The organism is Streptococcus oralis (genome assembly GCF_016028255.1).
GTDB classification, from domain to species: Bacteria; Bacillota; Bacilli; order Lactobacillales; family Streptococcaceae; genus Streptococcus; species Streptococcus oralis_AC.
The window spans coordinates 797,816-819,572 of sequence record NZ_CP065707.1 but is presented as its reverse complement, the minus strand read 5'-3'; the positions used below and the strand labels follow the sequence as shown (position 1 = coordinate 819,572).

The window sequence follows — 21,757 nt, the reverse complement described above, 5'->3', positions numbered from 1 at the left end:
AGAACCTCCTTAGTTTCCAATTGCAAAGGTAAGAGTACCACTCGCTGCAAGCTTACCATCTACTTCAGCCTTTGCTTCAACCACAGCAATCGTACCACGACGTTTGACAAAAGTAGCCGTCATGACTAATTGGTCACCTGGTACAACTTGCTTCTTGAACTTAACCTTGTCCATGCCAGCATAGAAGACCAGTTTCCCTTTATTTTCAGGTTTGGACAATTCCAAGACACCAGCAGTCTGGGCCAAGGCCTCCATGATAAGGACACCAGGCATGACTGGGTATTGAGGAAAATGACCATTAAAGAAAGGTTCGTTGATGGTCACATTTTTAATGGCAACAATGGTATCCTCGCTCACTTCCAAGACACGATCCACTAGGAGCATGGGGTAGCGATGGGGTAGAGCTTCTTTGATTCCTTGAATATCGATCATTTGATACGTACCAATCCTTTACCGAACTCAACCATTTCTTCATTTGAAACGAGAATTTCTGTCACCACACCATCCTTAGGTGCAGGAATCTCATTCATGACCTTCATGGCTTCGATGATCACCAAAGTCTGGCCTTTTTTAACACTGTCTCCAACTGTGACGAAGGCAGATTTATCTGGTCCAGCAGCCAAGTAAGCCACCCCTACAAGTGGGCTCTCAACGACATCCCCCTCCGGAGCAACCGTCGTTTCAGCTGGTACTGGAGCTTCTTCCACAGAACTCTCTACTGGAGTTGAAGGGGCAGAAACTACTGGACTTGCCGCTACTGCAGTTGGTGCTGGAACAACTTGAGCTGGAGCTTCAGAAGCCATTCTTGCTTCATTCTTACTGAACTGCAATTCGTCCGCTCCGTTTTTATAAGAAAATTCTCTCAAACTTGATTGGTCGAATTGAGCCATCAAGTCCTTGATCTCATTTAAATTCATAATTATTTATTCTCCCAACGTTTAAAAGCAAGAACCGCATTGTGTCCACCAAAACCAAAAGTATTTGAAATAGCATAAGGGATTTCTTGCTCCAAGCCTTGTCCATAAACTACATTCGCTTCGATATAGTCTGACAATTCACTTGTTCCAGCTGTTTTTGGCACGAAGTTATGACGCATGGCTTCAATTGTAGCGATGGCTTCTACTGCCCCTGCAGCACCAAGCAAGTGTCCTGTAAAGGACTTGGTTGAAGATACAGGTACTTCTTTACCAAGGACAGCTACGATCGCACCACTTTCTCCTTTTTCATTAGCAGGAGTTGAAGTTCCGTGGGCATTGACATAAGCCACTTGCTCTGGAGAAATCTCTGCCTCTTCCAAAGCCAATTTAATTGCCTTGATGGCACCTTGACCTTCTGGATGAGGTGAAGTCATGTGGTAAGCATCACAGGTATTACCATAACCAACTACTTCAGCTAAGATAGTTGCACCACGTTTTTCAGCATGTTCAAGGCTTTCAAGCACCAACATACCAGAACCTTCTCCCATCACAAAACCATTACGGTCTTTGTCAAATGGAATAGAAGCACGAGTTGGATCTTCTGTAGTTGATAGGGCAGTCAACGCTTGGAAACCAGCGATAGCAAATGGAGTGATTGATGATTCTGAGCCACCAACTAGCATGACATCTTGGAAACCAAACTTGATGGAACGGAAGGCATCTCCGATGGCATCGTTTGATGAGGCACAGGCTGTATTGATTGATTTACAGATACCGTTTGCTCCGAAACGCATGGCAACATTTCCTGAAGCCATATTTGGCAAGGCTTTTGGAAGTGTCATTGGTTTAACGCGTTTTGGACCTTTTTCATGAAGACGAATAACCTGATCTTCGATTTCTTTAATTCCCCCAATACCAGAAGCCACGATAACACCAAAGCGATCTTTATCGATTGCTTCTACATCAAGATTGGCATTTGTCACCGCTTCTTGAGCTGCATACAAGGCATACAAAGAATAGTTGTCAAAACGGTTGGTATCTTTTTTGACAAAGTATTTATCAAATGGGAAATCTTGAACTTCTGCCGCATTGTGCACAGCAAATTCGCTGTGGTCAAATTTAGTGATTTCTCCAATTCCAATCTTCCCAGTTTGCAAACTGTTCCAAAATTCTTCTGGAGTATTTCCGATAGGAGAGGTCAATCCGTAACCTGTTACTACAACTCGATTTAGTTTCATCTGTCTTACCTATATCTTTCCTTATTTTTTTACATACTAAGTCCGCCATCAACAGCGAGAACTTGTCCAGTCAAATAATCTTGTCCAGCTAAGAAGACAGTGGCATCCGCGATATGGTCCGCCTGACCAAACTGTTTCATAGGGATTTGCGCAAGTGTTGCTTCCTTGACCTTATCAGACAAAACGGCAGTCATATCTGACTCGATCATTCCGGGCGCAAGAGCATTTACACGCACATTGCGATTGGCAACTTCACGTGCTACTGACTTGGTAAAACCAATCAAACCTGCTTTAGAAGCTGCATAGTTTGCTTGACCGATATTTCCCATCAAACCGACCACACTCGACATATTGATAATCGCACCTTCACGCGCCTTGATCATCTGTTTCAAGACTACTTGCGTCATGTTAAAGGCACCTGTCAAATTGATCTTAAGCACTTTTTCAAAGTCTTCTTCGGTCATCTTGAGCATGAGCGTATCCTGGGTAATGCCAGCATTATTTACCAAGACATCAACCGAACCAAGTTCTGCGATTGCTTGATCTACCATACGTTTCGCATCTGCAAAGTCTGAAACATCACCCGAGATCGGTACCACTTTGACACCGTAGTTTGAAAACTCAGCTAGCAATTCTTCTGAGATTGCTCCGCGACTATTCAAGACTACATTAGCGCCTAGTTGGGCAAATTTGTGAGCAATGGCAAGCCCGATACCCCGACTTGAACCTGTGACAAAGATATTTTTATTTTTTAGTTGCATTCTGTTCTCCTGTTTCCTGTTGTATTTGTGGGAGAAGGGATTACTAGTTTCCCAGCAAAGCATCCAAACTTGCTTGGTCTTCAACGTTAGCTAGCTTAGCTGTTTTATCGATTTTTTTGACAAAGCCTGATAGGACTTTCCCAGGACCAATTTCAATAAAATTGGTCACGCCAGCATTCTGCATCACTGCGATACTCTCATAGAAACGAACAGGTTCCTTCACCTGACGCGTCAAGAGCTCTTTGATTCGATCTTTTTCCATAACAGCAGCTTCCGTATTGCCAACTAGTGGGCAAGTAAAATCAGAGAAACTCACTCCCTCAAGAGCTCCAGCTAGTTGCTGACTGGCTGGCTCAAGAAGGGCTGTATGGAAAGGACCAGATACATTTAAAGGAATCAATCGTTTTGCTCCTGCTTCTTGCAAGAGTTGAACCGCGCGGTCAACCGCAGCCGCCTCACCACCGATAACGATTTGGCTTGGGGTATTGTAGTTAGCTGGAGTCACTACTCCAACTTTAGAGGCTGCTTCACAAGCTTCCTCAATCACTTCAACTGGAGTATTAAGGACTGCAACCATCTTTCCAGAACCTGCAGGTGCAGCCTCTTCCATATAAGCACCACGCTTAGCAACTAAGGCAACTGCATCCTCAAAGTCCAAGGCACCACTTGCTACAAGAGCAGAATATTCTCCGAGGGACAATCCTGCTACCATATCTGGCTGGTAGCTCTTTTCTTTCAATAGTCGGTAAATAGCAACCGAAGTCGCTAAAATAGCTGGCTGCGTATAGCGAGTCTGGTTTAACTTAGTTTCTTCCTTATCAATCAAGTCACGAAGGTCATAACCCAAAACCTGACTGGCTTGGTCAATTGTTTCCTTGACGATAGGGTAGCTATCATAGAGATCACGTCCCATCCCTAGATACTGAGCACCTTGACCCGCAAATAGAAAGGCTGTTTTAGTCATTTCTTACAACTCCTGCCCAACGAGAGGCTTCTTCTTGAATTTTTTTGGCTGCGCCATAGTATAGATCTTTTAGGATTTCTTCGACAGTTTCCTCTTTAGATACCAAACCAGCGATCTGACCTGCCATGACAGATCCACCTTCTACATCTCCATGAACAACGGCTTTAGCAAGCGCACCAGCTCCCATTTGTTCAAAGATTTCTAAATCTGGATTTTCTTGTTTAAAGGCATCTTTTTCAGCCTGCTCAAAGTCACGTGTCAACTGATTTTTAATGGCACGAACAGCATGTCCAAAGTGTTGAGCTGAAATAGTCGTATCGATATCACGCGCTTTTAAGATTTTTTCCTTGTATTTTGGATGGGCGTTAGATTCCTTAGCTACTACGAAACGTGTACCAACTTGAACGGCCTCAGCACCAAGCATAAAGCCTGCAGCAACACCTTCACCGTCCGCAATTCCTCCAGCTGCGATAACTGGAATCGAAACAGCCGCAGCAACCTGACGAACCAAGGTCATAGTTGTTAATTTACCAATATGTCCACCGGCTTCCATTCCTTCTGCAATAACTGCATCTGCACCAATTTTTTCCATACGTTTTGCCAGAGCAACACTTGGAACAACAGGAATAACTGTAATTCCTGCATCATGGAAACGAGTCATGTATTTACTTGGGTTTCCTGCACCAGTTGTAACCACCTTGACCCCTTCTTCAATCACGAGATCAACGATGTCTTCTACAAAAGGGGACAAAAGCATGATGTTGACACCAAAAGGTTTGTCCGTAAGTGATTTGATTTTATCGATATTAGCCTTTACGACCTCTTTAGGTGCATTCCCACCACCGATGATCCCTAGACCACCAGCTTTTGATACTGCACCAGCCAAGTCACCATCCGCAACCCAGGCCATTCCTCCTTGAAAAATAGGATAATCAATGTTCAATAATTCTGTAATACGTGTTTTCATAGTGCCTCCATCATTCCTTGCTTACGTAATAGTTCGATGAGTTTATCATTTGAGTCTCAAACTATTACCTAAACAAGAGGGAGCGGGTCTCCCCTACTCCTTCTAGTAATATGTTAATTATTTTGTTTGCTCTTCAACGTAGGCAACCAAGTCACCAACTGTTTTCAAGTTATCTTCTGCTTCGATTTGGATATCGAAAGCATCTTCGATTTCAGAGATTACTTGGAACAAGTCCAATGAATCTGCATCCAAATCATCAAAAGTAGATTCAAGTGTTACTTCTGATGCGTCTTTCCCAAGTTCTTCAACGATAATTTCTTGTACTTTTTCAAATACTGCCATGATAGGACTCCTTTAAAATATAAAAAATTTATAACTATGTGTTTACCACATGATTACCTAGATTGTAAGAATGAGTGTGCCCCATGTCAAACCTCCGCCGAAGCCTGATAGGAGAATCTTCTGGCTGCCATCTAAACGAATCATGCCATTCTCCACACACTCTGAGAGCAAAATCGGGATACTTGCTGCACTGGTATTTCCATACTCCATCATATTGGCAGGAAGCTTGTCTCGATCTACACCGATCTTCTTAGCCATCTTATCCAAAATGCGGATATTTGCCTGATGAAGCAAGAGATAATCCAATTCCGATGCTGCGATTGGACCATTTTCAATGGTTTCTTTGATCGATCTAGCAACATCTCGATTTGCAAAATCAAAAACTGCTCGTCCATCCATCTTCAAAAAAGCAGGAACTGCTTCTTGATCTGAGAAAGGAGAAGCCAAAGCCGTTTGACCATAGGTCAAACACTCGCTCCGAGAGCCATCTGTATAGAGACTTTCCACAAGGAAGTGCCGTGTTTCGCTCGCTTCCAAGAGAACCCCACCAGCACCATCCCCAAAGAGAACGGCTGTCGAACGATCTGACCAATCAACTGTCTTGGATAAGGTCTCAGCCCCGATAACAATCCCTTTTTTGAACTGTCCAGAACTTAAAAACTTTTCTGCAGTTGAGAGAGCGAATACAAAGCCACTGCAAGCTGCTGTCAAATCAAAGGCGAAAGCTCTATGCGCTCCGATATTTGCCTGAACCCGAGCTGCCGTAGAAGGCATCATCGAATCAGGAGTAATCGTCGCTACAATGATAAAATCAATCTGATCCGCTGTTAAGCTCCCTTTAGCCAGCAAACTCTTAGCAACTTTTGTCGCCAAATCACTCGTTGACTCCGTTTTTGAAATATGTCTCTGTTTAATTCCTGTCCGACTTGAAATCCACTCATCGCTTGTATCCATAATTTGAGCCAAGTCCTGATTAGTGACCACTTGCTCTGGAACATAATGAGCAACCTGGCTTATTTTTGCAAAAGCCATTATTTCAAATCCTCCAAAAATTGATAAAGGTTAGTCAAGCCCCTGCCCATCACTTCTATTTCTTCAGAACTCATACCATCGATAATTTTTTCGACCATGGCCTTGTGGAAACGTTTATGAAGGCGGTGAACCAAACGACCTTTCTTTGTCAAATGCAGATAGACCACACGACGATCCTGATCAGAACGAATGCGCTCAACATAACCTTTTCTTTCGAGATTATTCAAGCTGGTCGTCACTGTCCCAAGAGTTACCATCAGTTCTTTTGAAACCTTACTTGGTGTTGCCTCCGGGAACTTGCCAATCACATCAATCGTGTGCATTTCTTTGATGGAGATGTCTTTGAAACGACTACCTCGTAAGCTAACCTCCTCAATCACAAGGACATTATTAAAAATAGATGTTAAATACTCATTCACTTGTTGGTAGTCCAAAGTATTCCCTCCTTCTCAAAAAACTTTCGAAATCAAAACATTTGACACAAAAAGTATATCAAACTTCAAAGAATTGTGCAAGTATTTTTTTATTTTCCTGAAAATTTTGGCCGTCTTCTTTCAGAATGAGCTCGGACTCCTTCTTTAAAATCTTCAGTCAAAGACAACGATTCTTGCAGTTTCAATTCTAATTCAGCATAATTCTGCCAATCCTTAAATTGGCTTTCCCAAACCAACTTTTTAATGGCTGCGTATGAGTTTGCTGAGCCTCGTCTTAATTTCTTCAGAACTTGTTCTCTAGTTTTTTCTAATTTATCAGCTTCGCAGACACGGTATACCACGCCCCATTCCAGTGCTTTTTCCGCAGTCAAAGCTTCTCCTGTCATGGCAAGTTGCGCAGCCCGTGTTACCCCGATACTACGACTCAAGAGATGGATTCCACCAGCATCTGGCGCCAATCCAACTCCAACAAAGGCTTGGATGAATTTTGCCTTGTCAGTCGCCAAACAAAAATCGACTGCCACTGCCATATTAGCTGCAGCACCAGCAACCGCTCCATCTACCTCCATCAAAACAGGTTTAGGAATTTGCTTGATTTTAAAAGAAATTGTATTGACTAATTCTGCAATCTTATTCAAAGATGGGATATCATCTTCATCCACTGCACGTTTCATCTCAACCAGATCTCCCCCAACTGAAAAGACCTTCCCATTAGCGTTAATCAAGATAAACTGAACAGTTTGATCCTGCTCTGCTAGAGTCAAAGCTTCTAAAATTTCCTCACACATTGGGATATGGAAACCGTTTGCCACTTCGGGACGATTCAAAGTGATGATAGCAAGATCATCTACGATCTGATATAAGATATGATTCATAGCTTCTCCTTTTATAAGGTGATAAAATTATTTCATTGTCAAAGTATACCTTTTTTTAGATAAAGAGGCAAGGAAAAACTAAAGGAAAGTGTCTCAGCTGATAAAAAACGCTCACTTTATCCTAAAGGCCCTAGTATTTTCTTCATTGAAAAAAGCCCCTCTTTCTGCTATAATCGTATAAAATACTTACTTGAGGAGTCCCTATGAAGGTTGTAAAATTTGGCGGAAGCTCTCTTGCCTCTGCTAGTCAGTTAGAAAAAGTTTTAAACATCGTTAAAAGCGATAAAGAACGCCGTTTTGTAGTCGTTTCTGCACCGGGTAAACGCAATTCTGAAGATACCAAGGTTACAGATGCCTTGATCAAATACTATCGTGACTATGTAGCGGGAAATGATATCAGCAAGAGCCAAAACTGGATTATCGATCGCTATGCGGCTATGGTGAGCGAACTAGGCTTAAAACCATCCGTTCTAGAAAAAATTTCTAAAAGCATCCGTGCCTTAGCGACTCTTCCTATTGAGGAAAATGACTTTCTCTATGACACCTTCCTAGCGGCTGGAGAGAATAACAACGCCAAACTTATTGCAGCCTACTTTAACCAAAACGGCATCGATGCACGTTATGTTCATCCAAGAGAAGCTGGAATCGTTGTAACAAGCGAACCTGGGAATGCTCGCATCATTCCATCTAGCTATGACAAGATTGAAGGCTTAGCTGACAGCAACGAAGTCCTTGTTATCCCTGGTTTCTTTGGGGTCACTAAGGAAAATCAAATCTGTACCTTCTCCCGTGGCGGATCCGATATAACAGGTTCCATCATCGCTGCAGGTGTTAAGGCTGATCTCTATGAAAACTTTACGGACGTAGACGGTATCTTTGCTGCCCATCCGGGTATCATTCACCAACCACACTCAATCCCTGAGTTGACCTACCGTGAAATGCGGGAATTGGCTTATGCAGGTTTCTCAGTTCTTCACGATGAAGCCCTGCTCCCTGCCTACCGGGGAAAAATCCCTCTCGTTATCAAAAATACCAATAACCCTGACCATCCGGGTACTCGTATCGTTCTAAAGCATAGCAGTGATAAATTCCCAGTCGTTGGAATCGCTGGTGATTCTGGCTTTGTCAGCATCAACATGTCGAAATACCTCATGAACCGTGAAGTTGGATTTGGACGTAAGGTTCTGCAAATCCTTGAAGATCTTAACATCGGTTGGGAGCACATGCCAACTGGTATCGATGATCTTTCAATCATTCTCCGTTCTCGCGAACTAACTCCTATCAAGGAAGAAGAAATCCTTCGTCAGTTGGTTCAAAAGGCTGAAGTGGACCATGCCGAAATCGAACATGACCTTTCCATCATTATGATTGTCGGAGAAAAAATGAAGAGTCACATCGGGGTAACTGCTACTGCAACACGTGCTTTGTCTGAGAATAAAATCAACATCCAGATGATGTCCCAAGGTTCAAGTGAAGTTTCCATCATGTTTGTTGTCAATAAAGACCAAGAAAAGGCTGCTATCAAGGCTCTCTACCATGCCTTTTTCGATGAAAGTAAGGAAGACTAATCATGGCCCAATCTCTCAATAAAGTCATTGACCTCCAAACCACTGGAACATCTTACCTCTCTATCTCTGGAAAAGTTGGAAAATTTCTAGTCGGGGACCAAGCCTTGGAGTTTTATCCCGATGTCAATGTCGAACAATATATCCAGATTCCCTGGTCCAGCATTCAGCAAATAGGAGCTAATGTAAGTGGTCGCAAGATCAGCCGTCACTTTGAAGTCTTCACCGATCAAGGAAAATTCCTTTTCGCTTCAAAAGACTCTGGAGCTATCCTCAAAATCGCTCGGGAAAAATTAGGAAACGAAAAGGTTGTGAAACTTCCGACTCTACTCCAGACCATTGGACAAAAACTTAAAAATCTATTTGCAAAAAAGTAGAAACTTTAGTATAATCATAGCAACGGATAAGTAGGTTATCCTCTTCTTTCAGAAAGTCTGCGGGTGCTGCGAGCAGATAGGGGAGATAAGTGAAATTCTACCGTTATCAACAATTAAATACAGAATCAAGTGCACACCTGTGAAGTTGGATGGAACCGTGGCCCTGCCACTCCAACGCTTTGTTAGGTGTGCTTTTTTCATAAAGGAGTTCTTATGTTAGATATCAAACGTATTCGTACAGACTTTGATGCTGTCGCTGAAAAACTAGCTACACGTGGTGTAGATGCTGCTATCCTTAACGAAATGAAAGAAATCGACGCTAAACGTCGTGACATCTTGGTCAAGGTTGAAAATCTCAAGGCAGAACGTAACACAGTTTCTGCAGAGATTGCTCAAGCCAAGCGCAACAAAGAAAATGCCGATGACAAGATTGCTGCAATGCAAACTCTCTCTGCTGAAGTCAAATCTCTCGATGCTGAATTGGCAGAAATCGATGCTAAATTGACAGAATTTACCACTACTCTTCCAAACATCCCAGCTGACAGCGTTCCTGTTGGAGCTGATGAGGATGACAACGTCGAAGTTCGCCGTTGGGGAACTCCACGCGAGTTTGACTTCGAACCAAAAGCTCACTGGGATCTTGGGGAAGACCTGGGTATCCTTGACTGGGAACGTGGCGGTAAAGTAACAGGCGCTCGCTTCCTCTTCTATAAAGGACTTGGGGCTCGTTTGGAACGTGCTATCTACAACTTCATGTTGGATGAACATGGAAAAGAGGGCTATACTGAAGTCATCACACCATACATGGTCAACCATGATTCTATGTTTGGTACTGGTCAATATCCAAAATTCAAGGAAGATACTTTTGAATTGAAAGACACTAATTATGTCCTCATTCCTACAGCTGAAGTGCCTCTTACAAACTACTACCGTGATGAAATCCTTGACGGAAAAGACCTGCCAATCTACTTCACTGCCATGAGCCCATCATTCCGTTCTGAAGCGGGTTCTGCTGGTCGTGACACACGTGGCTTGATTCGTTTGCACCAATTCCACAAGGTTGAAATGGTCAAGTTTGCCAAACCAGAAGAATCTTACGAAGAATTGGAAAAAATGACAGCCAACGCTGAAAACATCCTTCAAAAACTCAACCTTCCATACCATGTGGTTGCGCTCTCTACTGGAGATATGGGCTTCTCAGCTGCTAAGACTTACGACTTGGAAGTTTGGATTCCGGCGCAAAATACCTACCGTGAAATCTCTAGCTGCTCTAACACAGAAGATTTCCAAGCTCGTCGTGCTCAAATCCGTTACCGTGACGAAGCCGATGGCAAGGTGAAACTCCTTCACACCTTGAACGGTTCTGGACTTGCAGTTGGACGTACGGTGGCTGCTATTCTTGAAAACTACCAAAATGAAGATGGTTCTGTAACTATTCCAGAAGCACTTCGTCCATACATGGGTGGAGCTGAAGTTATCAAACCATAAAAAATAAGGCCTAGCTAGATAATAGCTAGACCTTTTTTCGTAACCAAATCAGATAACCACTCAAGACAAAGAGTAAAATAGTGAGGCATATAACCGTTTCAGCAAACACCAGATAATCCAGAAATGGAAGTTTCAAAATTCCCTGAGCCATCTTGAGCGAGGTAGCTGTGATAATGGTTGGGAAGGTGAGGGCTGAGAAGGCTGGTTGAAAGCCTTGTTTTAAAATATTAGGCAAGCGAGTCAAAACGAAGAAAAAGAAAGATTGAGACGCCAAAATCATGACGATTAAGAGCCATGTTGGCAAGCTTGCCCCTCCAACTCGAACTAGTGAGGCCAAGAGTAGGGAAAAGGGAGCACAATAGATTCCTTCCTGTCCAAGCAAGGCTACTGGGAGTGGAGTTTTCTTTAAATCCCTATAAATAAGGGGATAAAGATAGAAAGTCAAGACAAAACCAAAACTCAAGGTCGTATTGGCAATTTCAACGATGCCTACCAGAGGATAGGTCAAGGCAGCTACTGCTATCCCCACATAGAGCACCGTCCAGCTAGGAGTCGCATTGACTCTCTTGCCTGGACAGGCAAATTTAATGGTAAAGTAAGTGATTAAAGCGAGGTCCAAGAGAAAGGAAAACCACCAGAGCCCTTGTGATATCAAAGGAAGATGAGGGAACAAACGAAAGACATAGGTCGATAAAATCATCCCCGCCATAGGAAAGGTAGCTATACCAGATAAAAGAGGGGGCTTGGTCAATTCTTTCTTGGTTTCTTCCCAATTAAAAAGATGAAGAATCAGAAAGAAAATCCATAAGACCAATCCAGTCAAACTAAATAGGTGCGAAAGAACAGGCCAAGTATCCGCAATCAAGTTTCCTGCACCTGCCAAACCTAACAAACAACCAGAAAATACCAAGGGGAGTTTTTTCATGGCAACCTCCGTTAATCATATTATTATCAGTATAGCATAAAAGTCTTTGAAATAGCATAGAAAAATGAAGACTGGGTAGATCAGCCTTCATTTTTTATTTATGATTCGAACTAGGCATAGGGTTGCAATTCTGGATTGATTGGCGTATTGGCTAGGTTGTTGGCATAGTTACAGAGGCTTGCTAGACTGACACCGAGAACCACATCCAAGGCATTTTGTTGCGTATAGCCAGCTTCCAAAAATTCAGCCAAGGCTTCATCTCCTACACGCCCTTTGGTATTGATGACCGCCAAGGTAAACTTAGCTAGAGTATCTAGTTTTGGGTCTGTCTCGATTGGAGTACGGTTGCGGAGAGCTTGGAGAAGATCATCATTCATCTGGATTTGTTTGATTGAAAAGGCTGTGTGACCTGCGACACAGAAAGCACAACCATTGGTTACAGCAGCTGTGATTTGCACCACTTCACGTTCCACTGGTGTCAGACTATTGCGACGGTTGATGGCTCCGACAGTTCGGTAGGCTTCAAGCGCGGTTGGGGCATTGGCCAAGAGACCGATTAGGTTGGGAATATAGCCATTATTATCTTTTTGTACTGTTTCAAGAACTTCTTTCACTTCTGCTGGTGCTGATTCTACTGTGTGGATGGTAAATGTTGTCATAAGAAACCTCTTTTCATTTTATTGTCATTTAGTCTATCATAGAATTTCTTCTTTGGATAATATATATTTTCAATTGCCATGATAGGAAATGTTTATGAAATGAAAAAATCACACTAAAAGTGTGATTGGATTAGTTCTTAAAATACTTCTTAGTCTCAGCAACAACTACTGGCGACAAGACCAAAAGGGCAATCAAGTTCGGTAGAGCCATCAAGGCATTGACGATATCTGCAATAATCCAGACCATGTCCAACTCGATAAAACCTCCCAGCAAGACCATGAACACAAAGACCACTCGATAGAGCCAGATAAAGCGAACGCCAAAGAGAAACTCGAAACAGCGCTCTCCGTAGTAATTCCAGCCGAGAATTGTCGTAAAGGCAAAGAGAACCAAAAATATGGTCAAAAGAACGGAACCAAAATGTGAAAAAACTGTTGAAAAGGCTGACTGGGTAAGGGCTACTCCATTCAAATCACCGCTCCAAGCCCCAGTTACTAAGATAGTCAAACCTGTCAGAGTACAGATAATGAGGGTGTCAATAAAAGTTCCTGTCATGGAAATCAAGCCTTGCTCTACTGGTTCATTTGTCTTAGCCGCAGCAGCTGCAATCGGAGCTGATCCTAGGCCAGATTCGTTAGAGAAGACTCCTCGCGCCACACCATTTTGGATAGCCATCCGAATGCTGGCACCTGCAAAACCACCTACTGCAGCCGCTGGACTAAAGGCTGAAGTAAAGATGAGGGCAAGTGTGGCTGGGATTTTCTCAATATTAAAGAGAATAACTGTAAGAGTTCCCAAAATATAGACAATAGCCATAAATGGAACAACTGCTGTCGAAACCTTAGAAATAGATTTGAGTCCACCAAAGACTGCAATCGCTACAAAAACAGACAAAACGAGAGCTGTGATAGCTGGATCAATTTGAGCTGTATTTTGGATAGATTCTGTAATCGAATTGACTTGGGTGAAGGTACCAATCCCTAGAAGGGCTACCAATACACCCGCTAGGGCAAAGAAGATAGCAAGGGGGCGCCACTTTTCTCCCATCCCCAAAAGGATGTAGTGCATGGGCCCTCCAGCTACAGCGCCGTTTGCATCCTTGCTACGGTATTTGATAGCCAGCAAGCCTTCGGCATATTTGGTCGCCATCCCAAAAAAGGCTGCCATCCACATCCAAAAGAGAGCGCCTGGCCCACCAACCTTGATGGCTGTCGCGACCCCGATGATGTTTCCCGTACCAACGGTGGCGGCTAGAGCCGTACATAAAGCGGCAAAGCTCGACACATCGCCATGCCCCTTATCCTTGGTAAAGATCAACTGAAAGGCCTTTGGAAGACGTGCCACTTGTAAAAGGCCTAGTCGGATGGTCAAATAGATACCTGTTCCGACCAATAAGATCAAGAGGGGAGGCCCCCAAACGAAAGCATCAAGCGCTTTTAGCAATTCTAACATATCCTTCTCCTATCTTTTCAACCCCAAAAGAAAGAGCACATGCAGGATACATGTACTCTGGAATGCTTAGATAAATGCCAAAAAGCGGTCTATCTTAGCTCTGTCCTTTTACCTGAGAGTTTGAGCAGTTGCCTGCCTTGCCCCTTCGGTGCCTTTACGGTCTCTCCAGAGTTCCGTCCATTTACAGTCATGGAAAACAAACCTTTCTCCATTTCTATTAAACTTCATTCGGTGTTGGTATTTTATTTTTTATTATTCTACAAGAAAAGTTAGCCTTTGTCAATGTTTTCTATGAAAATTTTTAGTTTTCATTTCTTTTTTTCAGAAAGATTGACTCCTTCTTCTCTCTATCCTCTAAAGGTCACAATGGTGGCGCCACTGCCTCCAGCATTTTGTGGAGCATAGCCGAAACTCTTGACATGCTTGTTTCTTTGCAGGTATTTGGTGACGCCCTCACGGATGACTCCTGTTCCGATACCATGGATGATGTCGACTTGCGCCATGTTATTGAGCAGGGCTTGGTCGATAAAGGCGTCCAGCTCATTCATAGCCTCTTCGTACCGTTTGCCTCGGAGATCCAGTCTCGCTTGCGGACCACGACCAGAAGCACGTTTGACGACATTGACTTGTTTTTTCTTGACTGGGGCTTCTTGCTGAGCCTGAACAAGGTCAAATTCTTTCTCTTCCAAGGTCATCTTGATCAAACCGACTTGGGCTTCCCAACGGCCGTCCTTAAGCTGATTGGTCAGGGTACCACGCTGACCATAACTGAGAACCACGATATCATCTCCAACCTTTGGAGCTCGTTTTTTCTTGGCTTTTTGAAGGACCTTGTTTTTAGATAAGTCGACTTTTTCAGGAGCCAGTTTTTTCAGGTCAGCCTTGGCTTCAATGATTTCATGAGGTTTGAGTTGAGACTTGCTGTGAAGATTCTTGAGAATCTGGTCACTCTCACTTAGAGCGAGTTCCACAATCTCAGCAGCCTGTTCACGCGCCTTGTTGAGCTCAGTTTCCTTTTCCCGATTGAGCTCATTGTAAAGTTTTTTGAGTGCTCGGTTCATCTTGAGGTTTTCTTGCTCGACCTCACGGATATTGTCCAAGCGTTTGCGACTTTCAATCGTTTGCTCTTCCAGTTGCTCAATGATACGGTTGACATCATTATCTTGATTGGCCTGCTGACTGGCATCACCCACGATGACATCTGACAAGCCCAGGCGTTTGGCAATTTCAAAGGCATTACTTCGACCAGGAACTCCCTGCATAAAGCGATAAGTCGGACGCAGACTAGCTGTATCAAATTCCATGCTGGCATTTTGCACAAAGGCTGTCTCAATACCATAGGCCTTGAGCTCTGGATAGTGGGTCGTCGCCATAGTCTTGACCTGACGCAGACGAAGATCCTCCAGAATAGCCATAGCAAGGGCTGCTCCTTCCTGCGGATCGGTACCTGCCCCAAGCTCATCTAGCAACAAGAGCGAGTGCTGATTGACTTTGCCAAGAATATCTACGATATTGGTCATGTGACTGGAGAAGGTAGATAAGCTTTGTTCGATAGACTGCTCATCCCCAATATCCGCGAAGATTTCCTCGAAAATACCGACACGGCTCCCCCTATCAGCTAGAATGGGCAAGCCTGACTGGGCCATGAGTTGAGTCAAACCCAGGGTTTTGAGCATGATGGTCTTCCCACCTGTATTGGGACCTGTAATGACAATGGCCGTTAATTCCTTGCCAAAGTGTACGTCATTTGCGACAGCATTTTTAACCAAAGGATGGCGAACATGAAGGAGTTGAATCTCTTGATCCTCTGAAAGTTGAGGAACAACTGCTTGTCTTTCTTGGATAAAGCGTACTTTGGCACGAATCAGATCTAGGTGCCCGATAATCCAAGCGTCATTAGCGATTTCTGCAGCATGAGGACGAACCCGTTCCGATAGTTCCTGCAGGATGCGAATCATCTCATATCGTTCATCAGCTCGCAGACTAGCGATTTCTTCGCTTAGTTTCACGACCTCACGGGGTTCGATATAGACGGTATTTCCGCTGGCAGAGATGTCGTGGACAACACCTGCAATCTTGTTGCGGTAGGTATTCTTGACAGGTAAGACCTGACGGCCATTTCTACTAGCGATAATCCCTTCCGTCAACATCTGAGCTTTTTGCTTGAGCAAGTCTTGTAAGACATCTCGGACTTGGCTCTCACTATCATGGATTTTCCGACGGATGCGTGCTAGTTCTTCGCTGGCGAAATTTTCGATAAAACCTGCGTCATTTAGGGCTTGGAGACTTCCTTGCAAGTGTGGGAAATCATGGAGTTTTTCAAACCACCTCACCAACTGTTCCAAGCGTACGTTTTCTAGATTGGCATAAAAACTTTGTAACTCTCTGCTAGCAAGCAAGACCCGTTTGAGGAGCAGGAACTCCTCGATATTGAGGTCCGCCCCCATCTCCAGACGCTTACAAACCGCTGAAATCTCACGTGTCGCTAGGATGGTAAAGTGAGGCTGCTCCACAAATAAGGCTTGCATTTCCTCCATCTCAGCAAAAGCCTGTTTGATTTTATCCTCCTTGGTAGTCGGAGCCAAACCTTTTAGCTCCTCTAATCCCTGTTCTGTCAGGATATGAGGTTCAAACAAGGCTTTGATTTTATTAAATTCTAATGTTTCTAGTATTTTTGTATTCATATTCTTTCCTTGTGTGTTTGTTTACAAGATTGTAGCAATTAGAGGTTTTTGACTTTGCCTCGCCTTAGTCGTCCAATCTGTAAACAAAGGGCTAGGAAAACTCCCGCCCTTTTTATCCGATTAAATTTGTCACCCAGAGTTGTTTGATAAAGTTTGTCGTTAAAGGGACACTCTGGATGATATGCTTGGCTACCACGCTCTTTTCAAGGGGATTTTGCACAGTTGCCATAGGTACCGTTGCAAGAATGGTTAGAGCCATTTGCAAGACAAATAAGGTTACCAATAGAGACAAAGCACCTGCTCCGATACGAAACCATTTGACATCGAGCTTTTTAATCGGAATCAAGTGTAGGAACAAACCAATAAAACGTCCGATACTGTAACAAATCCCAAAAACTAAAAGGTAGGCCAGACCCGCATAAAAGACCTTGTCTAGCTGAAAAAGCTGGTCTGAAGGGAAGAAAAAGGTACCCTGCCCTTCCTGAGGATTGGCATAAGGGATGAGCAAGTGGAAGTGATCTCCCAGCGATTTATAAAACTGTCCAGCAACAAAGGCTGAAATCACTGCCACGAGGAAATAATAAACTTGCAGCACCAAATCCCTACGGTAGCCGATATAAAAGCCCCAAGCAAGAACCAATAAGAGAAGGATCGAAATCATAGGGAATCCTCAATCTTGCTCTGTTCTTGCTTAACAGCCACTAGCTTATTTCGAAGGTCTTTAAGCTCCTGCTCCTTATCATCAAACTCAATCTCACGACTAAGCTGCGTCGATAGGCTGTTAATCGCTAAAAGGAGGGCAATCGTTTCATCATCTGCCCCAGGCATTTGTTCTTTAATTGCTTGGTATTTTTCAGTCGCAACCTTGGCTATTTCCTCCATAAAGAGGTTGTCATGCTCGGTTGTCAAGGTTAATGTCTTTTTCCCGAATGTAAACTTATATCGATTTAGATTTGCCATAAAATTCACCTCACGATATTATACCAAATTTCGCTAATTTTGTCAGTTTTTACCAATTCTCCTGCTTTTGTGGTACAATAGAAACTATGGCAAGTATCACACTCACACCTAGCGAACAGGAAATTCAGAACTTTTTAAGTCAGTATCGGAAAGCTCTCAGTCCTAGTAAAAATCCTTATATCCGCTACTTTTTGCGCCTGCCTCAGGCAACGGTTTCCATCTATACTTCTGGAAAAGTCCTCCTGCAGGGAGAAGCTGCTGAGCAATACGCCAGTTTCTTTGGCTATCAAGTCCGACAAGAAAAGAGCGGACAAGACTTTCCTATGATTGGAACTGATGAGGTGGGAAATGGTTCCTACTTTGGTGGGCTAGCTGTCGTGGCTTCCTTTGTGACACCAGACCAGCATGACTTCTTGAGAAAACTCGGAGTGGGGGATTCCAAAACTCTGACAGACCAAAAGATTCGTCAGATCGCCCCTATCCTCAAGGAAAGGATCCAGCATCAAGCGCTGCTTCTTTCACCGAACAAGTATAATGAAGTTATCGGAGAGCGTTACAATGCTGTTTCTGTAAAGGTTGCCCTTCATAACCAGGCTATCTTTCTCCTTCTCCAAAAAGGAGTCCAGCCAGAGAAAATCGTGATCGATGCTTTTACAAGCCCTAAAAACTATGACAAGTACTTGGCGCAAGAAGCCAATCATTTCCCAAACAAGGTTAGTTTGGAAGAAAAAGCCGAAGGAAAATATATGGCTGTTGCGGTTAGCTCCATCATCGCGCGTGATCTCTTCTTGGAAAACTTGGAAAATCTTGGACGAGAACTAGGCTACCAACTGCCCAGTGGTGCAGGAACCGCTTCTGATAAGGTTGCTAGCAAAATCCTTCAAGCCTATGGTATGAAAGGGCTCAACTTCTGTGCCAAACTGCATTTTAAAAACACTGAAAAAGCCAAAGCACTGCTAGAAAGGTAAGTTATGAATTATTTTAAAACATTTCTAAAAGAGTGGGGACTTACGTTCCTCATCATTATAGTAGTGGGGCTCAGTCGCCTCTTTCTCTGGACCAATGTCCGTGTGGAAGGACACTCTATGGACCCTACCCTAGCTGACGGAGAAGTTCTCTTCGTTGTTAAACACCTCCCAATTGACCGCTTCGACATCGTTGTTGCCCATGAAGAGGATGGAAATAAAGACATTGTCAAAAGGGTCATCGGTATGCCTGGAGATACCATCCGCTACGAAAACGATAAACTTTATATCAACGATAAAGAAACGGACGAACCTTACCTAGCAGACTACCTCCAACAGTTTAAAAACGACAAACTTCAGAGCACTTATTCAGGGAAAGGCTTTGAAGGGGATAAGGGGGTCTATTTTAGAAGTCTAGCTCAGAAGGCTCAGGCCTTCACTGTCGATGTGAATTTCAACACCAGCTTCAGCTTTACAGTTCCTGAAGGCGAATACCTTCTCCTTGGAGATGATCGCTTGGTTTCTAGTGACAGTCGCCATGTTGGAACCTTTAAGGCCAGTCAAATCAAAGGGGAAGCCAAATTCCGTTTCTGGCCACTCAACCGTATCGGAATCTTTTAAAGCCAGCAACCAGATGCTGTGATAGTCTTTTTGAGTTAGCCTTTTAGGATTAGATTGCAACTTGGTGATATCTTGTACCAAGCCCCAAATCCAAGAAAAGCCTAACTGAGAGCTCTATCCCAGCTCTTTTTCTATCAAAAAGGAAACCTATGGAAGTTTATTTTTCAGGCACCATTGAACGCATTATTTTTGAAAATGTCAGTAATTTTTATCGCATCCTCCTCCTAGATATCCAAGATACCAATGCGGAGGACTTTGACGATTTTGAAATCATCGTTACCGGAACCATGGCTGATGTAATAGAGGGTGAAGACTACACTTTTTGGGGGCAAATCGTACAGCACTCCAAGTATGGTGAACAGCTACAGATCAGTCGTTACGAGCGAGCAAAACCCACTAGCAAGGGCTTGGTCAAGTATTTCTCCAGCAGTCATTTTAAGGGAATTGGACTCAAAACAGCTCAGAAAATCGTGGATACGTATGGTGAAAATACCATTGACGAAATTCTGGAGCATCCTGAAAAGCTGGAAAGCATTGCTGGACTCTCTGCCAAAAACCGTGAGGCTTTCGTCTCCACCCTCCGCCTCAACTATGGGACAGAGATGGTCTTGGCAAAACTTGCCAACTACGGCATTCCCAATAAACTAGCCTTTCAGATTCAAGACTTTTACAAGGAAGAAACTCTCGATATTGTCGAAAATTATCCCTACCAGCTGGTCGAGGATATCAAGGGTTTGGGTTTTACCATTGCTGACCAACTAGCGGAGGAACTAGGCATCGAAAGTCAGGCTCCCGAGCGCTTTCGTGCTGGCCTTGTCCATAGTCTCTTTCAAGGCTGTATGGATACGGGCGATACCTACATGGAAGCCCGCGATTTGCTGGAACAGACCCTGACTCTCCTCGAGTCTTCCCGACCCGTGGAATTGGACCCCAGCCAAGTTGCCCAAGAACTCTCCTACCTCATCGAAGAAGACAAGGTTCAGCAGATTGATACCAAAATCTTTGATAACAGCCTCTTTTTCGCTGAGGAAGGCATTCGCAGTCACTTGGTTCGTATCCTTGAAAAAGGAAAACAGAAAAATCAGGATTTAGAAACCATTCAAAAGCATATTGCTAGTGTCGAGGAAGAATTAGGTATCCAATACGATAGCATCCAAAAACAGGCTATCTGCGATGCCATTCAAAACAAGGTCTTTATCCTAACAGGTGGGCCTGGTACAGGTAAGACGACCGTTATCAATGGGATTATCGCTGTCTATGCCCTTTTAGAAGGACTTGACCTCAGAAAAAAAAGCAACCTACCTATCCTTCTTGCTGCTCCAACTGGTCGAGCGGCTCGACGCATGAATGAATTAACAGGTTTGCCTAGTGCGACCATACACCGTCATTTGGGGATGACGGGGGACGATGATACTAGCCATCTGGAAGATTATCTGGATGCCGACTTTATCATCGTGGATGAATTTTCCATGGTGGATACTTGGCTAGCCAACCAACTCTTCTCCAACATCTCCTCTAATAGTAAAATTCTCATTGTGGGAGACAGTGACCAGTTGCCTTCGGTCAGTCCTGGACAAGTCCTGGCTGACCTGCTCCAGATACCTCTGATTCCGCAGACTCGCTTGGAACGGATTTACCGTCAGAGTGAAGAATCAACTATCGTCACCTTGGCTAGTCAAATTCGACAGGGAATCTTGCCAGCAGATTTTACCCAGAAAAAAGCTGATCGCTCCTACTTTGAAATCATGAGTAGCCATATCCCAGCTACGATTGAGAAAATTCTTGGCGCTGCCCTCAGAAGTGGCATTCCGGCTCGAGATATTCAGGTGCTAGCGCCTATGTATCGAGGAACTGCTGGTATTGATGCCATCAACCAGCTCATGCAAGACCTCCTTAATCCACCACAAAAAGACCAACTCAGTTTTGAAGCCCCCCAATGCCACTATCGAACAGGGGACAAGGTCATTCACCTAGTCAACGACGCTGAAGTCAATGTCTTTAATGGAGACCTAGGCTACATCACAGACCTGATTCCTGGTAAATACACCGAGTCCAAACAAGACGAGATTGTCATTGATTTTGATGGCAATGAGGTTGTCTACCCTCGAAATGAATGGTACAAGATTCGCCTGGCTTACGCTATGAGTATCCATAAGTCTCAGGGAAGTGAGTTTCCCGTTGTCATCCTGCCCATCACCAGTGCTAGCAAGCGCATGCTGGAGCGAAATCTCATCTATACAGCCATTACACGGGCCAAGAGCAAGCTCATCCTTCTTGGCGAACTACAGGCCTTTGACTATGCAGTCAGACATATCGGAACTGCCCGTAAGACCTATCTGATTGAGCGCTTCAGTGATTTAATTGAAAATAATATTGAAGAAAGTAAACAAGCCTTCTCTGAAACTGCCACATCAAGTGACTCTGAACAATCCTACATCCTCACTGAGGAAAACTGGTCTAGCATCCCAGCAATGATCGGGATTACAGATGCAGACCTCAAAGAGATTTTTGGAAAATAGTGCATCAGAAA

At 43.8% G+C, this 21,757-nt stretch carries 22 protein-coding genes and 1 riboswitch; of the genes, 6 read left to right on the top strand and 16 right to left on the bottom strand.

Going from position 1 to position 21,757, the window contains the following annotated elements; all coding sequences use genetic code 11:
- Window positions 1-9: 9 nt before the first annotated feature.
- The 10 genes from fabZ to I6G42_RS04030 all read right to left on the bottom strand — a co-directional run bounded on the left by fabZ (window position 10) and on the right by I6G42_RS04030 (window position 7,530).
- Window positions 10-432: a 3-hydroxyacyl-ACP dehydratase FabZ gene (fabZ, locus tag I6G42_RS04075; RefSeq protein WP_000565515.1), complete on the bottom strand. Its 423-nt coding sequence runs from the start codon at window positions 430-432 to the stop codon at window positions 10-12.
- Entirely contained in the window at window positions 429-917 is a 489-nt protein-coding gene (gene accB, locus I6G42_RS04070; protein ID WP_038804086.1) for an acetyl-CoA carboxylase biotin carboxyl carrier protein, read from the bottom strand. Before accB ends, fabZ begins: the two co-directional genes overlap by 4 nt.
- Before the next feature lie 2 nt (window positions 918-919).
- Window positions 920-2,155 carry a beta-ketoacyl-ACP synthase II gene (fabF, locus tag I6G42_RS04065; RefSeq protein ID WP_038804087.1) on the bottom strand — a complete coding sequence of 412 codons (1,236 nt, stop codon included), beginning with the start codon at window positions 2,153-2,155 and terminating at the stop codon, window positions 920-922.
- A gap of 29 nt (window positions 2,156-2,184) precedes the next feature.
- A complete protein-coding gene (fabG, locus tag I6G42_RS04060; RefSeq protein ID WP_038804088.1) occupies window positions 2,185-2,916 on the bottom strand; it encodes a 3-oxoacyl-[acyl-carrier-protein] reductase in 732 nt (243 codons plus the stop codon).
- Window positions 2,917-2,959: 43 nt separating this feature from the next.
- On the bottom strand, window positions 2,960-3,880 hold the full coding sequence (fabD, locus tag I6G42_RS04055; protein WP_038804089.1) for an ACP S-malonyltransferase: 921 nt from the start codon (window positions 3,878-3,880) through the stop codon (window positions 2,960-2,962).
- On the bottom strand, window positions 3,873-4,847 hold the full coding sequence (gene fabK, locus I6G42_RS04050; RefSeq protein ID WP_000857452.1) for an enoyl-[acyl-carrier-protein] reductase FabK: 975 nt from the start codon (window positions 4,845-4,847) through the stop codon (window positions 3,873-3,875). The genes fabD and fabK overlap by 8 nt, the downstream gene beginning before the upstream one ends.
- Before the next feature lie 117 nt (window positions 4,848-4,964).
- Window positions 4,965-5,189, bottom strand: a complete 225-nt coding sequence (locus tag I6G42_RS04045; protein ID WP_000257840.1) for an acyl carrier protein — start codon at window positions 5,187-5,189, stop codon at window positions 4,965-4,967.
- A gap of 57 nt (window positions 5,190-5,246) precedes the next feature.
- Complete coding sequence (locus I6G42_RS04040) at window positions 5,247-6,221, bottom strand: beta-ketoacyl-ACP synthase III (protein ID WP_038804092.1); 975 nt, start codon at window positions 6,219-6,221, stop codon at window positions 5,247-5,249.
- Window positions 6,221-6,655 carry a MarR family winged helix-turn-helix transcriptional regulator gene (locus tag I6G42_RS04035; RefSeq protein WP_000386342.1) on the bottom strand — a complete coding sequence of 145 codons (435 nt, stop codon included), beginning with the start codon at window positions 6,653-6,655 and terminating at the stop codon, window positions 6,221-6,223. Before I6G42_RS04035 ends, I6G42_RS04040 begins: the two co-directional genes overlap by 1 nt.
- An 89-nt stretch (window positions 6,656-6,744) precedes the next feature.
- A complete protein-coding gene (locus tag I6G42_RS04030) occupies window positions 6,745-7,530 on the bottom strand; it encodes an enoyl-CoA hydratase (protein WP_001015593.1) in 786 nt (261 codons plus the stop codon).
- Between the two features lie 203 nt (window positions 7,531-7,733).
- Between I6G42_RS04030 and I6G42_RS04025 the strand changes: the two genes are divergently transcribed.
- From I6G42_RS04025 to serS, 3 genes are all read left to right on the top strand, one after another.
- Entirely contained in the window at window positions 7,734-9,098 is a 1,365-nt protein-coding gene (locus tag I6G42_RS04025; protein ID WP_038804093.1) for an aspartate kinase, read from the top strand.
- A 2-nt stretch (window positions 9,099-9,100) separates the two neighbouring features.
- Window positions 9,101-9,472: a DUF956 family protein gene (locus tag I6G42_RS04020; protein WP_038804094.1), complete on the top strand. Its 372-nt coding sequence runs from the start codon at window positions 9,101-9,103 to the stop codon at window positions 9,470-9,472.
- A gap of 213 nt (window positions 9,473-9,685) precedes the next feature.
- Window positions 9,686-10,960, top strand: a complete 1,275-nt coding sequence (gene serS, locus I6G42_RS04015; RefSeq protein WP_038804095.1) for a serine--tRNA ligase — start codon at window positions 9,686-9,688, stop codon at window positions 10,958-10,960.
- A gap of 25 nt (window positions 10,961-10,985) precedes the next feature.
- Here the strand turns inward: serS and I6G42_RS04010 are convergent, their stop codons facing one another.
- The 6 genes from I6G42_RS04010 to zapA all read right to left on the bottom strand — a co-directional run bounded on the left by I6G42_RS04010 (window position 10,986) and on the right by zapA (window position 17,641).
- The gene (locus I6G42_RS04010) at window positions 10,986-11,885 is read right to left on the bottom strand and encodes a TDT family transporter (protein WP_038804096.1); all 900 of its coding nucleotides are present in this window, start codon (window positions 11,883-11,885) and stop codon (window positions 10,986-10,988) included.
- A 110-nt stretch (window positions 11,886-11,995) separates the two neighbouring features.
- Entirely contained in the window at window positions 11,996-12,544 is a 549-nt protein-coding gene (locus I6G42_RS04005) for a carboxymuconolactone decarboxylase family protein (RefSeq protein WP_000206774.1), read from the bottom strand.
- 130 nt (window positions 12,545-12,674) lie between these two features.
- The gene (locus I6G42_RS04000) at window positions 12,675-13,997 is read right to left on the bottom strand and encodes an alanine/glycine:cation symporter family protein (RefSeq protein WP_038804097.1); all 1,323 of its coding nucleotides are present in this window, start codon (window positions 13,995-13,997) and stop codon (window positions 12,675-12,677) included.
- A 90-nt stretch (window positions 13,998-14,087) separates the two neighbouring features.
- Window positions 14,088-14,176: riboswitch (glycine riboswitch) on the bottom strand.
- 168 nt (window positions 14,177-14,344) lie between these two features.
- Window positions 14,345-16,681 carry an endonuclease MutS2 gene (locus tag I6G42_RS03995; protein ID WP_038804098.1) on the bottom strand — a complete coding sequence of 779 codons (2,337 nt, stop codon included), beginning with the start codon at window positions 16,679-16,681 and terminating at the stop codon, window positions 14,345-14,347.
- A 112-nt stretch (window positions 16,682-16,793) separates the two neighbouring features.
- A complete protein-coding gene (locus I6G42_RS03990; protein ID WP_038804099.1) occupies window positions 16,794-17,342 on the bottom strand; it encodes a CvpA family protein in 549 nt (182 codons plus the stop codon).
- On the bottom strand, window positions 17,339-17,641 hold the full coding sequence (gene zapA, locus I6G42_RS03985) for a cell division protein ZapA (RefSeq protein ID WP_000002027.1): 303 nt from the start codon (window positions 17,639-17,641) through the stop codon (window positions 17,339-17,341). Before zapA ends, I6G42_RS03990 begins: the two co-directional genes overlap by 4 nt.
- Before the next feature lie 86 nt (window positions 17,642-17,727).
- Here zapA and rnhC point away from each other — a divergent pair, with 86 nt between their 5' ends.
- The 3 genes from rnhC (at window position 17,728) to I6G42_RS03970 (ending at window position 21,746) form a co-directional block, all read left to right on the top strand.
- Window positions 17,728-18,609, top strand: a complete 882-nt coding sequence (gene rnhC, locus I6G42_RS03980; RefSeq protein WP_038804100.1) for a ribonuclease HIII — start codon at window positions 17,728-17,730, stop codon at window positions 18,607-18,609.
- Between the two features lie 3 nt (window positions 18,610-18,612).
- On the top strand, window positions 18,613-19,227 hold the full coding sequence (gene lepB, locus I6G42_RS03975; protein WP_038804101.1) for a signal peptidase I: 615 nt from the start codon (window positions 18,613-18,615) through the stop codon (window positions 19,225-19,227).
- Between the two features lie 149 nt (window positions 19,228-19,376).
- Window positions 19,377-21,746, top strand: a complete 2,370-nt coding sequence (locus I6G42_RS03970; protein ID WP_038804102.1) for an ATP-dependent RecD-like DNA helicase — start codon at window positions 19,377-19,379, stop codon at window positions 21,744-21,746.
- The last annotated feature ends 11 nt before the right edge of the window (window positions 21,747-21,757 follow it).